Annotated in this window: 15 protein-coding genes; 2 read left to right on the top strand and 13 right to left on the bottom strand. The window is 40.2% G+C overall.

The window, feature by feature from the left end; translation table 11 throughout:
• From ACEXOE_RS06415 to ACEXOE_RS06355, 13 genes are all read right to left on the bottom strand, one after another.
• Positions 1–474: a very short patch repair endonuclease gene (locus ACEXOE_RS06415; protein WP_394747913.1), complete on the bottom strand. Its 474-nt coding sequence runs from the start codon at positions 472–474 to the stop codon at positions 1–3.
• Between the two features lie 63 nt (positions 475–537).
• Positions 538–1,431 (bottom strand): M28 family peptidase, encoded by an 894-nt coding sequence (locus tag ACEXOE_RS06410; protein ID WP_394747912.1) that lies wholly within the window; start codon positions 1,429–1,431, stop codon positions 538–540.
• 102 nt (positions 1,432–1,533) lie between these two features.
• A complete protein-coding gene (locus ACEXOE_RS06405; protein ID WP_394747911.1) occupies positions 1,534–2,280 on the bottom strand; it encodes a succinate dehydrogenase/fumarate reductase iron-sulfur subunit in 747 nt (248 codons plus the stop codon).
• Positions 2,281–2,355: 75 nt separating this feature from the next.
• Positions 2,356–4,359 (bottom strand): fumarate reductase/succinate dehydrogenase flavoprotein subunit, encoded by a 2,004-nt coding sequence (locus ACEXOE_RS06400; protein ID WP_394747910.1) that lies wholly within the window; start codon positions 4,357–4,359, stop codon positions 2,356–2,358.
• A 2-nt stretch (positions 4,360–4,361) separates the two neighbouring features.
• The gene (locus ACEXOE_RS06395) at positions 4,362–5,030 is read right to left on the bottom strand and encodes a succinate dehydrogenase cytochrome b subunit (protein ID WP_394747909.1); all 669 of its coding nucleotides are present in this window, start codon (positions 5,028–5,030) and stop codon (positions 4,362–4,364) included.
• A gap of 214 nt (positions 5,031–5,244) precedes the next feature.
• Positions 5,245–5,952 carry a hypothetical protein gene (locus ACEXOE_RS06390; protein WP_394747908.1) on the bottom strand — a complete coding sequence of 236 codons (708 nt, stop codon included), beginning with the start codon at positions 5,950–5,952 and terminating at the stop codon, positions 5,245–5,247.
• Positions 5,949–6,560: an SIMPL domain-containing protein gene (locus ACEXOE_RS06385; RefSeq protein WP_394747907.1), complete on the bottom strand. Its 612-nt coding sequence runs from the start codon at positions 6,558–6,560 to the stop codon at positions 5,949–5,951. The genes ACEXOE_RS06390 and ACEXOE_RS06385 overlap by 4 nt, the downstream gene beginning before the upstream one ends.
• A gap of 86 nt (positions 6,561–6,646) precedes the next feature.
• Complete coding sequence (locus tag ACEXOE_RS06380) at positions 6,647–7,300, bottom strand: hypothetical protein (protein WP_394747906.1); 654 nt, start codon at positions 7,298–7,300, stop codon at positions 6,647–6,649.
• Between the two features lie 16 nt (positions 7,301–7,316).
• The gene (locus tag ACEXOE_RS06375; RefSeq protein WP_394747905.1) at positions 7,317–8,384 is read right to left on the bottom strand and encodes a Kelch repeat-containing protein; all 1,068 of its coding nucleotides are present in this window, start codon (positions 8,382–8,384) and stop codon (positions 7,317–7,319) included.
• Between the two features lie 93 nt (positions 8,385–8,477).
• Positions 8,478–9,044 carry a collagen-like triple helix repeat-containing protein gene (locus tag ACEXOE_RS06370; RefSeq protein ID WP_394747904.1) on the bottom strand — a complete coding sequence of 189 codons (567 nt, stop codon included), beginning with the start codon at positions 9,042–9,044 and terminating at the stop codon, positions 8,478–8,480.
• Positions 9,045–9,090: 46 nt separating this feature from the next.
• The gene (locus ACEXOE_RS06365) at positions 9,091–9,696 is read right to left on the bottom strand and encodes a collagen-like triple helix repeat-containing protein (protein WP_394747903.1); all 606 of its coding nucleotides are present in this window, start codon (positions 9,694–9,696) and stop codon (positions 9,091–9,093) included.
• 84 nt (positions 9,697–9,780) lie between these two features.
• Positions 9,781–10,665: a helix-turn-helix domain-containing protein gene (locus ACEXOE_RS06360; protein WP_394747902.1), complete on the bottom strand. Its 885-nt coding sequence runs from the start codon at positions 10,663–10,665 to the stop codon at positions 9,781–9,783.
• 100 nt (positions 10,666–10,765) lie between these two features.
• Complete coding sequence (locus tag ACEXOE_RS06355; protein ID WP_394747901.1) at positions 10,766–14,650, bottom strand: hybrid sensor histidine kinase/response regulator transcription factor; 3,885 nt, start codon at positions 14,648–14,650, stop codon at positions 10,766–10,768.
• A gap of 285 nt (positions 14,651–14,935) precedes the next feature.
• Between ACEXOE_RS06355 and ACEXOE_RS06350 the strand changes: the two genes are divergently transcribed.
• Complete coding sequence (locus ACEXOE_RS06350; protein WP_394747900.1) at positions 14,936–15,826, top strand: RimK family alpha-L-glutamate ligase; 891 nt, start codon at positions 14,936–14,938, stop codon at positions 15,824–15,826.
• Complete coding sequence (locus ACEXOE_RS06345; RefSeq protein ID WP_394747899.1) at positions 15,804–16,769, top strand: succinylglutamate desuccinylase/aspartoacylase family protein; 966 nt, start codon at positions 15,804–15,806, stop codon at positions 16,767–16,769. Before ACEXOE_RS06350 ends, ACEXOE_RS06345 begins: the two co-directional genes overlap by 23 nt.
• Positions 16,770–16,972 lie beyond the last annotated feature (203 nt).

The following is a 16,972-nucleotide window of genomic DNA, read 5'->3' as shown; positions in this document are numbered from 1 at the left end:
TTATAACTGTGCCTTTAAATGGGAAATCACTTTTTGCAAGCAGGCGTCAAGATTTTTTTTAATGTCGCGTTCCCAAAAACGAAACACGGTATATCCTTGCGCTTCTAGGGCAGTATTCACCTCACGATCTCGTTGTATATTGCGTTCTATTTTAGGAATCCAAAAATCCCTATTGGTTTTTATTTTTTTCTTGCGCTTCTCCCATTCGTAACCATGCCAGTATTCACCATCAATAAAGATGACCGTTTTGTATTTTTTTAAAGCGATATCCGGTTTCCCAATTAACTTTTTGTAATCTATCCTGTACCTATAGCCGGCTTTCCATAGGGCTTTCCTAAAAGCAAGCTCTGGTTTGGTGTTCTTCCCTCTAATTTTGCCCATGATCTTGGAGCGTTCGGGAGTGGTATAAAAACCGGCACCCTCATTAAAACGAGGTACTTTTATGGGCGTATCTTTTTCATATGCTTTGGGCATAGCGTAAAGTTAGGCAAGAAAAAATTAACGGAAAAGTCGCAATTTTATCAGGAGAAACAAGTCCTATAGGCCAGAGGCATCGACCTTGGCAAAAATTCCCAAAATTATTTTTACGGCATTTTTATAGAATTGGGGCGTGATTTTTTCAAAATCGTCCGAGGGCTTGTGATACCCTGGGTGATCTTCATCCCCAAAATAAAGAAAAGGAATCTTTGCTGCATGAAAAGCCCCATGGTCGGAGGCACTGGTCCAATCTTGCTTCCCATCTGTACCATCGTGCCCTTGAAGTAATTTGGAAGTTGTTGGATTCGTATAACTCTTTAGAATTTCCGCTAACTTTTTATGATATCGCGCTCCAACCACATAGAGTTCATCTTTTTTGCTCCTACTGATCATGTCCATGTTAATATTGGCAACGATCGTACTGTTTTTCATCTTATCCACAAAATAACGAGCTCCCTGCAAACCTAGTTCTTCCCCATCAAAAGCAGCCAGTATAATACTGTGTTTTGGAGGATTGGCATTTAAATATTCCGCAAAGCTAAATAATGCGGAGATTCCAGATGCATCATCATCGGCGCCATTATATATTTTACCGTTTCGTATCCCCAAGTGATCATAATGGGCACTAACTACAATGTATTTTTCAGGGCTGACCGTGCCTTTGTATATAGACAGAATATTGGCCGCTTTATAGCTTGTATTGCCCGCCTGAAATGAAAAATGATGATCGTATTTGCTTCCGAAGGGTTGAGCGCCCAAAGCCTTGAACTGCTCCATGATATAATCTCGGGCCATGAGATTTCCCTTTTCACCGGTTCTTCTTCCTTCAAAGGTATCCGAAGAAAGGGTTTTTAAACGTTCCAGTAGTTTTTCTTCATTAAAAGGAGCAGGGGTTTGGGCATGGGCATAGACGGAAAGGAGAATAGTAAATAGTAAGAGAAATGTTGTTTTCATAGGGTGTACTTGAAGTACTAAAATACAATAGTTTTCTGCATTAAAAAACCCTGAACAGTAATGCACAGGGTTTCAATATTGTGGGATGTTATAGAATAGAAACTATCCTTTTATACTTGCGCTTAAATATTCCCTATTTAATCTCGCGATATTTTCCAAAGAGATGCCTTTAGGGCATTCCACTTCACAGGCGCCAGTATTGGTACAGTTTCCAAAACCTTCCAAATCCATTTGGCGTACCATATTTTGTACACGATCAACCGCTTCTACCTGTCCTTGTGGCAATAAGGCGAATTGCGATACTTTGGCTGAAGTAAACAACATGGCACTGGCATTTTTACAAGCGGCTACACAAGCACCACAACCAATGCAGGTTGCAGCGTCCATAGCTTCATCGGCTTTTTCCTTTTCTATGGGAATAGCATTGGCGTCTACCGTATTTCCTGAAGTGTTCACGGAAATGTAACCACCCGATTGTTGAATGCGATCAAATGCACTGCGGTCTACAATCAAATCTTTGATCAATGGAAATGCTTTTGCACGGAAAGGTTCAATGACGATAGTGTCTCCATCCTTAAATTTTCGCATGTGCAGCTGGCAAGTGGTTACCAAACGATCCGGACCATGGGGCTCTCCATTGATTTGGAGAGAACAAGTACCACAGATGCCTTCCCTACAGTCATGATCAAAGGCTACAGGTTCTTCCCCTTTATTGATGAGACTTTCGTTTAAGACGTCCAACATTTCTAAAAAGGACATGTCCCCTTCAACACCATCCAATGGATAATCAACTATTTGCCCTTTTGAAGTGGCATCTTTTTGACGCCATATTTTTAAGTTTAATTTCATAGATTTTCAATTTGAAAATTCGTCAATTTGAAAATGTACCAATTGATTCATTGATCCATTAACCGATTGGTAAAATTATTTATAACTTCTTGTTTTCAACTCAATATTATCGTATACCAAATCCTCCTTGTGTAATACCGCATCCTTGGGTTCTCCTTTGTACTCCCAGGCCGATACAAACTTGAAGTTTTCGTCATCCCTAAGGGCTTCTCCCTCGGCCGTCTGGTATTCTTCTCGGAAATGTCCTCCACAAGATTCATTCCTTGTCAAAGCATCCTTGGCAAACAATTCTCCCAATTCTAGGAAATCGGCTACGCGACCCGCTTTTTCCAATTCTTGATTTAAACCGTTGGCATCTCCGGGTATTCTAACATTTTCCCAGAAGTCGGCACGCAAAGCAGAAATTTCGTCAATGGCTTCTTGAAGCTCTTTTGCATTTCGAGACATACCACATTTGTTCCACATAATCTTCCCTAAACGTTTGTGATAATAATCCACGGAATGCACTCCTTTTCCTCCCATGAGTTTTTCCAATCTGGCCTGGACTTCTTTTTCAGCAGTTTCAAAGGCTTCCGTTTCTGTAGAAATAGGTCCTGTCCGGATATCATGGGACAGATAATCCCCAATGGTATAGGGAAGTACAAAATACCCATCGGCCAATCCTTGCATCAAAGCCGAAGCTCCCAATCTATTGGCACCATGATCGCTAAAATTAGCTTCTCCTGCCGCATAACAACCTTCAATGGTCGTCTGTAAATTATAATCCACCCAAAGGCCACCCATGGTGTAATGTACCGCTGGGTATATCATCATTGGTGTTTTATAGGGGTTTTCGTCTACAATTTTTTCATACATCTGGAATAAATTTCCATACTTGGCTTCAATAACCTCTTCTCCTAGCGTACGAATGGTCTTGTCATCGGCATTTTTCATACCAGAAGTCAGTGCCTTTTCCTTTCCATAGCGCGTAATTGCAGAGGCAAAATCCAAGAATACCGCTTCTCCGGTCTTATTGACACCAAAACCGGCGTCGCAACGTTCTTTAGCAGCTCTGGAGGCCACGTCACGAGGAACTAAGTTTCCGAAAGCTGGGTATCTACGCTCCAAATAATAATCTCGATCTTCCTCTTTGAGTTGAGTAGGTTTTAAAGTTCCTTCGGCGATTGCTTTTGCATCTTCCTTGCGTTTAGGAACCCAAATACGCCCATCATTACGTAAGGACTCGGACATTAATGTTAATTTGGATTGGTGCTCTCCGGAAACAGGAATACAAGTGGGATGTATTTGTGTGTAACATGGGTTGGCAAAGAAAGCTCCTTTCCGGTGTGCCCTCCATGCAGCCATAACGTTACTTCCCATGGCATTGGTAGAAAGGAAGAATACGTTTCCATACCCTCCAGTGGCCAATACAACCGCATGACCAGAATGTCGCTCCAATTTTCCAGTGACCAGGTCACGAGCTATAATTCCCCTAGCTTTTCCATCGACCAATACCAGGTCCATCATTTCATGACGATTAAAAGGCTGAATTTTACCGCGATTGATCTGTCGGTTCATAGCAGCATAAGCACCCAACAACAATTGTTGTCCCGTCTGTCCCTTGGCGTAAAAAGTTCTGGAAACCAAAACCCCTCCAAATGATCGATTATCCAGTAAGCCTCCGTATTCCCTAGCAAAAGGAACACCTTGTGCTACACATTGGTCTATAATATTACCGGAAACTTCAGCTAAACGATAGACGTTTGCTTCCCGGGAACGGTAATCCCCGCCCTTTACGGTATCGTAAAACAAGCGATAATTACTATCTCCGTCTCCTTGATAGTTCTTAGCAGCATTGATTCCTCCTTGGGCAGCAATGGAATGCGCCCTTCGGGGAGAATCCTGATAGCAGAAGGTTTTTACGTTATATCCAAGCTCTGCCAAAGTAGCGGCGGCAGCGCCTCCTGCAAGCCCCGTACCTACAACGATAACATCAATGCTTCGTTTGTTGGCCGGATTTACAAGGTTAATGTCGTTTTTATGTTTCGTCCACTTATCGGCCAAAGGCCCAGTTGGAATTTTAGAATCCAATATTCCCATGATTAATGTGTTATTGGGTTAAGGTGATGATATAGGGCAACGAATATGAATCCTACAGGAATGGCTATCGCGTATATCTTTGTGAATAATGTTATGCCTTTAGAGTATTTGTTGTTGATACCTACGGTCTGAAAGGAAGAGGCAAAGCCGTGCCATAAGTGCAAGCCCAATAATCCAAAAGAAATGATATAAATAAGGGTTCTCCAGAAAGGCTCAAACTTTTCTACGGTTTCTGCGAAGTAACGCGTAGGTTCTTCGGGATGGTGTTCAAAATATTTATGCACCATTTCCGGAATCCAGAAATCGTAAAAATGCAATCCTAAGAACGCCAATACCACAGCCCCGGAAATAATCATATTTCGAGAAACCCAAGGAGCATTTGCACTACCCTTGTATTTTACATATTTTACATTCCTTGCCTTATTGTTGCGAATCTCAAGAATAAATCCCATAACGAAATGCACAATGACCCCAGCTATTAGGATAGGCTGAAGCAGGTATTGTACCACAGGATTATAGCCCATAAAGTGAGATAATTCATTAAAGGTGTCCGGAGCAAAGACCGAAGTAATGTTAATTGCAAAATGTTGTCCCAGGAAGAAAACTAGAAAAAGGCCGGAGAGCGCCATTACGATTTTTCTAGCGATAGATGATTTGATCAAACCACTCATTGTTAAAAATTTTGTGACACAAAAATACTGTACAGTAGCGTTTTTAACAAACTTTACCCGCTTTTAGTATCATATTTGGATATATTCTAAGTAAGTATTCGTAAATGTTCAAGAAACATTACACATCAAGATGTTTCGTAGAAGAATAATTGAACGAAATACAGCCTTCGATCGAAGGCTGTATTTAGAAAAAAAGAAATTTGGGGATAAGAAATTAATCCCATTGAAATTGAAAATATCCTCGAAGCTGCTCAACATCTGGATCTGTTCTTTTTAGAAAGCGCAACCCCTCTATGTTGGCAATAAGGAGTGAGTTGGTCACTGTCCCTCGAAGCAATGTATGTTCATCGATATTGGGAACATCAAAGGGGTTCGCATCCGGACAGCTAGTGCAGTATTCTATGGTAATCTGATCTTCTTCAAGCTCCCATACACCAATGCCTTGAACGAGGGGCTCATCAATGAGTTGAACCATCACTGTTCCATCGGGAAGTAGGGTGATGAAGCGATCTGGGAATACAACATCGGAATCTGGATCATTATTATGGCCCCCACTCCAAAAGCTTTGTCCAAGTTGCGGTGTAATGGTAAAACTAGTTCTGGTTTCTTGTGTTTCGTTCTTTGCCAAGACTATAATTTCATTGGTGCCAATGGGCAAATCTCTATTCCAACTTACTTCTCCGGTATCCGGATTGATGTTCACATTGGTTATGGTCTTTTCTAGACTAAAAGTACCCATATTGCCTTGCCAATTTATAGTTGGTAAGCCTGTGGAACCTTCTTTTCTTAAGTCTGTTACAAATTCCGTATCGGTATATGAAAGTTGTATTGTGAGAATGCTGTCATCATCTTTGCCACAGCCTAAAAGCAATAGCAATACGGATGGAATCAGGTATTTTTTTATTGCAATTTTTCTCATCATTCAACGGTATATATTACATTGAGTTCGTAGATTCGCTTTCCCACAGGTTCATAACCACTGAGGTAATTTTCGAGTTCTATACCAACGAGATTGTTGAAGTCCTCTACTCGAATAACTTTCCCTAGTTTTTTACCCATGGCCTCCGCTATACCTTTAGCCTTTAATGTTGCATTTTCCAATGCTTTTCTAGCCAAAATCTTGTTTTCTTCCGCGTCAATGGTAATCAGGGCCAAATTTTTGAATTTTTGTACCCCAAATGATTTTATATTAACAAACTGAAGCATTTTCTGCAGGGAAGTTGTGCGTATTTCATAGACCGTCCCTTCTTTTTCGAACCCCTGCATTTGATAAGAGAGTTGATTTTCTTTGATATCGGAAAGCGAGAATCCGTTTTTTTGTAAGGCTTCATTAAATTTCTCTTTCATTTGATTCAAGGAGATTGCATCCGAAGGATAACTGGAATATGTTCCGCTAAGAGTAAGGGAGCCTAAAAAAGTAGGGGTTTTGTCAAGATGTATGGCTCTACCCGTAACTTTTATTGTTGAAACTTCTTGTGAAATACCCCATAAAGGGAGGCAGCAAAATAATAGTATGATTGTATTTTTCATGATTGTTTTATTTATATCTTGATATTGTATTTTGTGTATTCAGAATTGGAAAAGGAAGTGTTAGAAACAAAACCTAATTCCTTTTACTAAGGATCAATTAAATCTATTCGAAATATCCCGAAGCTAGCCCCGTCGCTGATATCAGTACCATATCTTCCTTCGATATAAGCTTCCATTTCGGTATTCGTTAGTGTGCCCTCAATAAAAAACGGCCCAGGGTCGTCATCAAAAATGTATTGGGACCTGATAATATTCCCTTGAAGATTCCAAGATGCCGGAAGGGATGGGGGACTATTTCCGATATGAAATGTACTGGTCCCATCATTGTCAAAAATGAAAGTTGCAGGTACGGGATCTATCTCAAAGAAATCTATTGTGCCTACAAAGACCCCTTCAAAATTATTTGCAATTTGAATGGTGGTCGAGGCGGCACCAGCACTGTTTACGGCCAGCACAGTAATATTGTTTGTGCCAACAGGAAGACTGGAGTTCCAGGATACAACACCAGTATTAAAATCTATAGAGGTGCCTTGAACAGCGTTCTGGATACTAAATAAACCTACATCTCCATTCCAATCAATATTTGGCGCTGCCGTACTTCCATCAGTAAAAAACGGGATTTGTACAATGCTTTGGCTATACCCTATAATGGCAAGTGTTCCAGTTTCCCCGGAATCATCACTTGAACAAGACCAGTTTAAAAGAAGTAATAGGCTCAAAAAAAAGACAATAAGTTTCATGTTTTGCTTTTTTGAATCAATTGGCATTTAAGGTCCAGATATCGCTATGAAAACCATATTGGGTAATGATGCCATTCTGGAAATTGCTGAAAATGGGATAACCATTAATGATCCAGAGCTTGCTATCAAAGAAAATACTACTGTGACCACTGCGTTCTTCGTAACTATCGGATAAAGAAACTTTATTCCAGTTTATGCCATCCTCGCTGCGCCATACATCATTGAAATAAGTATAGTTATTTCCATTCCCTGCCATGGTCCACATTGCTTTCCCATCGGATACCGAGCTATGGTTTCTTCTCGGAGAAAATTTTGCATCTGGAGTGGCTAAAAACCAATCAAACCCATTGGATGAATACCAAACATCATTATAATATTGGCTTTGCCAAACACCATTTTTGAGTATATTTTGATAACCGCCAATAACCCATAGTTTATCATCAAAGACCACTGTTGTATGGCCTTCCCTTGGGCCAAAAGGGGCATTTTTTTTGGCTAAAGACCAGTTTTTTCCATCGCCACTAACCCAAATATCACTTTTGCTACCGGTATTCTTGTCGGTTCCACCAATGACCCACATTCTTCCATTAAAACTGTTTAAGGTGTGTTCTTTTCTTTTGGAGAAAGGGGCATTTTTGGTTACTTCGAACCACGATTTCCCATCTTTGGAAAACCAAACATCATTATGTTGCTTTAGACTTCCTGGAGAACCACTCTCTCCGCCCACAATCCATAGTTGATCATGGAGTACGGTAGCTCCATGACTGCGTCGTTTTTTAAAGGCGGCATTGTGGTTGATGACTTTCCAGGTTTTGCCGTCTTCACTGGACCAGATGTCGTTTCTAAATCCGCCTTGGGCATGTCCACCCATTATCCATTGCTGTTTTTTAAATACTAAGGAGGTATGTTCGGTTCTGGCTGAAAAAGGAACTTCTTTAGTCATTTTTTCCGCTTTGACAGTTTTGGTTTTTGCAACTAGAGCATTGCTTTTTTCAATACCGTTCTGCGCGCTAAGTTCGTCAACAGTAGTTGTGGTACAAGCTGTACAACACAGTATAAGTAGTGGGATGATTAAAGTTTTCATATTGTTATTTTTTAGAAATGCATTATCTTAAAAGCAGCGCAATTGCTGCCCTGCTTATGAGATAAGGACATATAATTGTAGGGGAACTAGGGCTTAATCTTTAATGTTAAAATAAGTAGCCACTTCGGCATAGCTCATTTTAGTAAAGTCTATTTTTTCTCCTTTGGAAGTAACCGTGGCGGCATCGGGTATTAACACATATCTGAAATCTCCATTGAGAAAGGGAGTGCCAATATTATTGCCGTCGATGGAATGTACACGTATGGCAATAAGGTCATCATTGGTATCCAATAATCTAAAGTTCCAATATTCTTGTATTGTGCTATAAAAAGAATTAGGAATGGTGTATATCACTGTCCCTCTGCGAGCATAGATCAGTATAATGCCGCTATCATGTATTTCTTGGGTGAGTTCAGGCGCCGTTAAGCTCCATTGGTCAAAAGTGTCGTTGATCGTTTCGGGAAATTCTGAAGGAATCCAATCGGAAACAATCGCTGTTATACTTCCATTTTCCCCTTGTGCCCCCTCTGGACCTATTTCTCCCTGTTCTCCTTGAGGGCCTTGTGGGCCAACTGCACCGTCCTCTACAGAGCAGGCCATAAAAAAGCTTGCACTAAACAGAAAACTCAAGACCCATACTGTAAATTTCATGGTTTTCATAAGATTGTTTTTTCTAAATGTTACAAAGGGGGAACATTTATTTTATCTAATCTTGAATCTTGAATAAGGCAGCAATTTCTTCGTAGCTCATTTTGGTATAATCAACCGAAGATTTACTGGTACTGACCTGCTGACCTCCGGGAATAATCACATACCTAAAATCATCAAAGAAGGTAAATAAATTTGTGCCTCCATCAAGGGTGGCCACCTCAATGCGCAAGGAGCTACCTCCAGAAAAACTAGAGACCCTAAAACCATAAAATTCTTGCTGACTTGCTAGAATATAGGGCAACTGAAAAACTTGGGAGACAATGACATTCACTGGGCGCCTACCAAATACCAACAATACATCCTCGTTAAGATTGAACTCCGCAGTGTTAAAGGAGGTCAGCAATTGTTCATTTGTGGAAGCAGCGCCTCCGGTCTCAAAGTCTCTGGCAATCCAATCCGAGTAAATGACATTGGCCGTGCCTGGAACACCTTGTTCTCCTTGTGCCCCATCAGCTCCTGTTGGTCCTGCTGGACCCTGTTCTCCTGGAGCGCCTTGTGGTCCTGTGGCGCCATCATCTCCATCTTCCGGGGAACAGGCCACAAAAAGGCTGCTTATGAAGAGCATACTAAAAAAATACGTTGCAAATTTTCTTGTTTTCATGATTTGTTTATTTGTAATTAATACTGCCACAAACATAAAAACGCAAACCAATGTCAATGTCCAGATTCATATAGTCTAAAAGAATTAGGACATATTTAAAGCCTGCATCTTATATTGAGATGGTGTCATCCCGGTGTGTTTTTTAAAGGCGCTATAAAAAGTGGATTTTGAATTGAAACCTGCTTCCAATCCAACAGAAAGAATGGTATAATGGTGGTATTGAAAGGCGTTTAGGTTTTGCTTTACATCGGCGATCCGATATCGATTGATATAGTCAATAAAGCTCATTTTTATAATGGCGTTGACCATACTGGATAAATAGCAAGTAGAAATTCCTAAGAGTTCTGCGGTAGAACTAAGACTTAGATTAGGATCCCGATATATTTTTTGACCACGGATAAGCTGTTCTAATTTTTTAAAATAAGTATTGGCCCTGGTTAAGGGTTTTTTAGTCTGACTGTTCAGTTCTTTTATTTTTTGTGCACATAGCGCTGCCACAATCGTGAGAAGATGAAGGTGCTTTTCCGTAAAAAATCCCTTTGTAGGGTGTTCAGAATCAATAATGCCAAAGAGCTTACCATTAATTAAAATAGGGACACACAACTCTGAAAGTCTAGACTGATCATCAATTATATATCTGGGGTCATTGCGCGTATCACAGATGAGCTCGGCTTCCTTGCTTTCTGCTACAGCACCAACAATGCCTTCTCCCATTTTTATGGAGATCCGATTATAGATTACGGTATCCATGGGATTTTTCTGTCCGTAAGCGGCTCTTTGCAACAACACTCTTTGATTGGCGTCATAGGCGTAGATAACACAATCCACAAATCCCAATTGATGGATCACATTTTTGGTAATGTCCCAAAGTACTTCTTCAATAGATTCTTTGGTGTAGAGGGAGGTAGAGAAAAAACTAATGGCTTTTATCTCGCGCAGACTGTACATTTTGGTATCAACTTTTTCCATGATTCGGTGTTTTTGATTAAAAGTAGGAGCACACCTTGGGAAGGAGTTGTTGATATGTAACAATCTAGTAAAGAAATGTAACTTAAAATGTAGTTATCTGTTAATCAGAAGTTTGAAGATACTCTGATGGTGTTTTTTTGAAGGTTTCCTTAAAGCATTTCATAAAATAGGAAGGCGTATTGAAGCCAACGGCGTAGGCCACTTCATTGATGGTGATATCGGAGTTTTTTAATAAGTGTAGCGCTTGCTTTAGGCGCTGGGATCGAATAAAAGCAGAAGTGGAAAGACCGGTATAGCTAATTAATTTTCGATGCAATTGCATTCTGCTCATCGCTGCTTTTTCGCTAAATAAGGCAGCGTTGAATTCAGGATTACTTAAATGTTGGTCTAAGATTCCCTGTACTTTGTTCAGGAAGACTTCGTCTGCGGGACTTATGCTGATATCCTTTGGTTTTAGGATAAATTCCTTGCTATACCGATCTCGCAATGCTTTCCGCATGCCAATTAAATTGGAAATCCGTTGTTCCAGAAGATGTATTTTAAATGGCTTTGTGAGAAAGGCATCTGCCCCCGAGGCCAATCCCTTAAGTTCACTTTCTTCTCCACTATTTGCCGTAAGCAAAATAATGGGGATATGATTGGTGCGTTCATCAGACTTTAATGCTTTGCAAAGCTGTACCCCATTTAATAGGGGCATATAAATATCGGACAGGATAATATCCGGAACTTCTGTCAAGGCAATGTCATATCCTAGTTTCCCATTTTCGGCCTCCAAGATGTGATATTTGGTGTACAAGGAACTTTTAATGAATGCCCGTATTTCTGCATGGTCTTCTATTACCAATAGAATGGGAAGCGTATGGTCGCCATTGGAATTCTGGTTTAAAGTGTTGTGATTTACAATTCCCTCGTTCACGACCTGTTTAGGTTCGGAAACAAAAATGGCATTGTCCTTATCTTCTGGATATAGAGGAAGGGATACCTTAAAATGAATGATTCCTTCTTTTTCCATATTTACAGCTATGCTGCCCTCATAAAAATCCACCAATTCTTTGACCAGGGCAAGTCCCACTCCCACGCCTTCCGCATAACTATCTTCTTGATAAAAACGAGTAAATAATTTGTCCAGGTTTATTTGCGTGCCCTCTTGAGTGCTATTTTTTACATGAATTTGAAATTGAGCTCCATTTTTGGTGGCAAGAAAGTGACATTGGCCGTTTTTCGGACAATATTTAAAGGCATTGGAGAGGAGGTTGGTGCTTATTTTTTCAATGATATCAGCATCGTATACCTCTTCTTCCATGGAATGAATTTTAATGGTATAGTCAATTTCTTTTAGACCTGCCTGATATTCAAAAGATTGGGAAAGATGATGTAAAAATAAGCCTAGATTTCCTTTTGTCAATTGCAATTGTAATTTGCCATTTTCCAACTTGGCCAATTCTAAAACCTGATCAATTAGGGAGGTCAAGCGCTCCGTATTGCGTTTTACCATGGAGAAATTGTCAAAGTCAGCATCGCTGATATCTTCTTCCTGCAATTTATGATTTACGGGTCCGGAAATAAGGGTTAAAGGTGTCTTGAATTCGTGGGCAATATTGGTATAAAGATTAGATTTAAAGTCGTTCAATTTTCTAAAACGGGTTGCTTCTTCTTCTTTTAGTTGAAGATTAAATTTCATTTTCCAGCGCCATTTGAGATAGGTATATATCCCAATAACACCTCCAATACAAAAAAGGAAGTATAATATTTTTGCAACGGAGCTTAGATACCAAGGAGGTTTTATATAAATATTCAATTTTGAGACACTTGCGTTATTGCTAATACCATCATGTATGGTTTTTACGCTTAGGACATGATTGCCGTAGGGAACATTTGTGAAATAGGCGGTTTGCAAATCCGCGAGGCGCCAATCCGACGTATTTAGGCGATAAGAATAGCGTATTTTATCTGGATTGGTATAATCCATTGCAGAGAAATCAACTGAAAAATCATTTTGGTCCGAGGCAAGCGATACCTTTTCTAGAAAAGGGGCTCTATATGCAGGGATTTCGGTAGTTTCATCTGCACCGTTTATGGTAAAGGCCGTAATGACCGGGGCTTTGGCTTCTTGTTGTGCGAAAGATCGAGAGACATCTATTTGTTGTACACCCTCATCGGTTCCAAAGTAAAGCATGCGCGTATTATTGTCAAAAAAACCGGAGCTATACAGAAAGGCATTGGAAATAAGTCCATCATTTTTCGTAAAGTGTTGTATTGTTTTGTCTTTACTATTGTATTTGAAAATACCATCATGTATGGTGGTAATCCATAAGTTTTCATCGCCACTGTTTCGGAGCGACATTACTTTTTTGTCAAATAATCTTCCCTCATATTGAAGGCGGGTAAAATCATCGCTTTCTTCTTGATACTGGAGTACGCCAATATCGGTACCAAACCACATCTGACCCTGCTCATCTTCTCCCAAAGAGGTTATAATATCACAAGTGAGGGCGTTTTTATCCCCTTTTACACTTTTATAGTTTATGATCTTATCTGCCACTTCTTCTGCGACCAACGAAGAGACATTGGCAATTTTAAAGAGTCCATAGGCAGAGGTAATGATCCATAACCGATCTTTACGGTCAATATAGATATTGATGATTTTTGCTTCTTTGGAGTCAAATCCAGTATCCAATGGAATAAATTTGAGCAGTTTATGGGTTTTATCAAAAATATGCAAGCCTTCCCAAGAACCTACCCAAAGACGTTGCTGTTTGTCCATGGCCAGACCCATGGCACGAAGTTTTTTGTTCGGATTTTGAGCAAGGGGGATGGTCGTCTTTAAGCTATCATTTATAAATTGATACACTTCGGCATCACTTCCGCTACTATAGAGGGTATCGCCTACTTTTAACATAGAAAGAATACCCTTGGATAAGAGAGGGGTTACCTTGTCTTCTTCAACTTTGAATAGGCCTTTAAAACCACCTATATAGAGACTTTTGTTCCTTTTAATGATACGCCTGGCATGAAGGTCGATTTTCTTGGGTAAAAAAGCACGATTGAATTTCTTTTCCTTATAAAGACCCTTATGTGTGCCTATCCATAGATTGCCTTCTTTATCGAGAAATAGTGTTTCAATATTGAATTGGGAAATATCAAAATCCGTTTGTAGTTTCTCCAGGCTAAACGATTTTGGATAAAACCGGAACAGATGATTTGCCGACCCTACGATATAATTGCCCTTACCATCTGTTGTGAATCGTGTAATGGCTTCTTCAGTAGTAATTTCTTTTTTGGTACTACCTTCTTCAAAGAGCGTTAACGTATCATCAAAGCCTACCACCAACCCTATTTCTGGAATATAGTGTAAAAATTTAACGGGAGTATCAAAGGTATGATATAGTTCCAGCCGTTGCGTTTCTAAAGTGTAATGAAATAAACGCCTTTGTTTATCACTAAGCCATATTTCCTTATCGTTGGCGGTCATATGGGATTCATAAGACCCTATTCCCAAATATTGTGAAGCATGGGTTTTTATGTTGAAAAGAACAAAGCCTTCATCAGTAGCACTCATTATATGCTCTCTTCCCAAAGGCGTGACGCCAGATGATAATTTCGCCGGGGACGTATGCGTACTGTCTTTGGAAAAATCGAGAAAGCTCATTGTTTTAGGAGAGAACTTGGTCACCCCGCTTCCAAATGTAGCCAACCAATAATCGTCATTGGCATCTATTGCAATATCCTGTATCCAATTAGCACTTAGGGATTGAGGTTTTTCGGGAGAATTCCGAAGCACCTCAAATTGATAGCCATCATACCGATGAAGCCCATCCTGGGTTCCTACCCAAATAAATCCTTTGGAATCCTGGGTGATGGAAGAAATCCATCCATTAAAAAGCTCTTCTCTAATCGCTGAAAAAAAAAGCGTGGGTTCTTCTTGTGCCTGAAGAACGGAACAGGCGGTGTAGAAGCAAAAGAAAGAACTGATCAGAAAGCGCATAAATCAAGATGATTGTAATCTAAGGTAATGGAAATAAATCAATTAGATGTACGAAATACTGCGAATAGGAATGTTCGTACGACTGATTTTACCCCCTGAAGATATCTTCAATTGAATAGAAGGAATGGAGGTTTTTTATAAATGGTAGTCATTTCTGTATGGAATGGCCTTTCTGAATAGCATTTGGTAAAAAAAGGGCATTTAGGTTCAAAATATATCTTATGAATTAGTCCGATTGTAATTTTTACGCGATATTACATACCAATAAATCAAAGAAAATTTGTCATGGATATTGGCTTGTTGTCTGTGAGCATGAATGTATATTCCACAAAGCGGATAGCGGAAGAAGCAGAAAAATTGGGACATTATGTGGAATTGGTAGATCATACCAAGTGCTCCGTAAAATTAGGGGTTGGAAAGCCTCAAATTCTATTGGGAGACGAAGATGTTACTCATGAGTTCGATGCTATTATTCCTCGAATAGGGGCCAAAGTAACCCGTCATGGCGCTGCTATTGTAAAGCAATTTGAAATGAACGGGATTTTTAGTACGGCGCGTTCCTTAGGGATTACCAGAGCGAGAAATAAGGTGCGTACCTTGCAGATCATGGCGAGAAAAGGGATTCCCATTCCAGAAACCGTATTTTCTATAAACCCGGATAATATTAAACAACAGATCGAAATTCTGGGAGGCACACCGGTCATCATTAAACTTCAGGAAGGCACCCATGGTCTAGGCGTAATTTTGGCCGAGACCAAAAAGTCCGCAAAATCCATAATTGATACCTTTTATAAGATGGATACCAGTATCCTGATTCAAAAGTACATTCCGGAGGCCAATGGAGAAGATATCCGCATTTTTGTGGTGGGGAATAAAGTCGTGGCAGCAATGAAGCGTATAAGTGAAGCAGAGGAATTTCGATCTAATGTGCATCGGGGAGGAGAGACGCAGGCCATTAAACCTACGCCCAAGGAAGAACAGATTGCCTTGAGAGCGGTAAAATACTTAGGTCTTGGCGTTGCCGGAGTAGATTTAATACGATCTAAAAAAGGACCCTTGTTGATAGAAGTAAACGCTTCTCCAGGACTACAGGGAATAGAAGCAGCAACAGGAATCAATATCGCAAAAGAAATTATAAAGTTTGTGGAGAAAAATGGAGGTCGAAGAAGAAAATAAAGAAATTGTCATTCGCGGAGAAAAAGTAGCTACGGGAGAACAAAAATTAGTGCATATCAATATTGATCAATTGCCTACGGGAACCCAGATCGATATTCCCATCTATGTTTTTAATGCCAAGGCACCAGGACCTACCCTATTGATTCAGGCAGGATTGCACGGCGATGAGATCAACGGTATTGAAATTGTCCGAAGAATGTTGGAGGAAAAACGGTTTTCCCTAAAACGCGGAGCGGTTATCGTAGTGCCTTTATTGAACGTTTTTGGATTCATCCACTTTTCCAGGGATGTTCCGGATGGAAAGGACGTAAACCGTAGCTTTCCAGGAACAAGATTGGGTTCTATGGCCAGTAGAATGGCCTATCATTATACACAGGAAGTGCTCTCTCAAGTAGATTTTGGTATTGATCTGCATACAGGAGGGGCACAGCGACATAATTTCCCCCAGACCCGCTATACCAGTGGAGATGAAATGAGCCAAGAAATCGCTGAGGTTTTTAATGCGCCTTTTTCCTTCTCTTCTAAATTGATTAAAGGTTCTTTTAGAAATGCTGCCCATAGTTTTGGGAAACCCACCATAGTATATGAGGCGGGAGAGAGCATGCGTTTTGATGAATATGCAATTTTGGAAGGAATGCAGGGGATTTTAAATGTGCTTCAACATTTTAAGATGATCGCCAAGACCAAATTCCAATATTTAGAGCGAAGCGTCACCATCCATTTGGAGCAGCGAAAATGGCTCAGAGCGCCAACGGCGGGAATGTTCATCCCCAAAATCACCAATGGTAGTGGTTTTAAGAAAGGGGATATTATGGGCACTGTTGCGGATACCGCGGCAAAAAAGAGCAAGAATATTAAAGCGCCTTATGATGGTTACGTATTTTGCATTAACCATCAGGCCGTGGTCAATCAAGGGGATGCTTTATTTCATATTGGGAAGTGATAATAGGTTGTCTTTTACAGACTATCTGGTTTGAGGAAATACTTATCAGGTGGAAAATGGCTTAAAAAAGGGCACTTTATCGAAATTTTCTGAAGGGCCAAGGATAATATTAGGATAGTGCTTTCTATTTTAGATTTTCAGGACCGACCCATGGGTCGAATACCCGAATTTCTACGAAAAAAGTGTTATGGGTATTTTTGATC

The organism is Spongiimicrobium salis (genome assembly GCF_043678055.1).
GTDB classification, from domain to species: domain Bacteria; phylum Bacteroidota; class Bacteroidia; order Flavobacteriales; family Flavobacteriaceae; genus Spongiimicrobium; species Spongiimicrobium salis.
The sequence above is the reverse complement of the archived record's forward strand: the minus strand, read 5'-3'. Positions and strand labels throughout refer to the sequence as shown.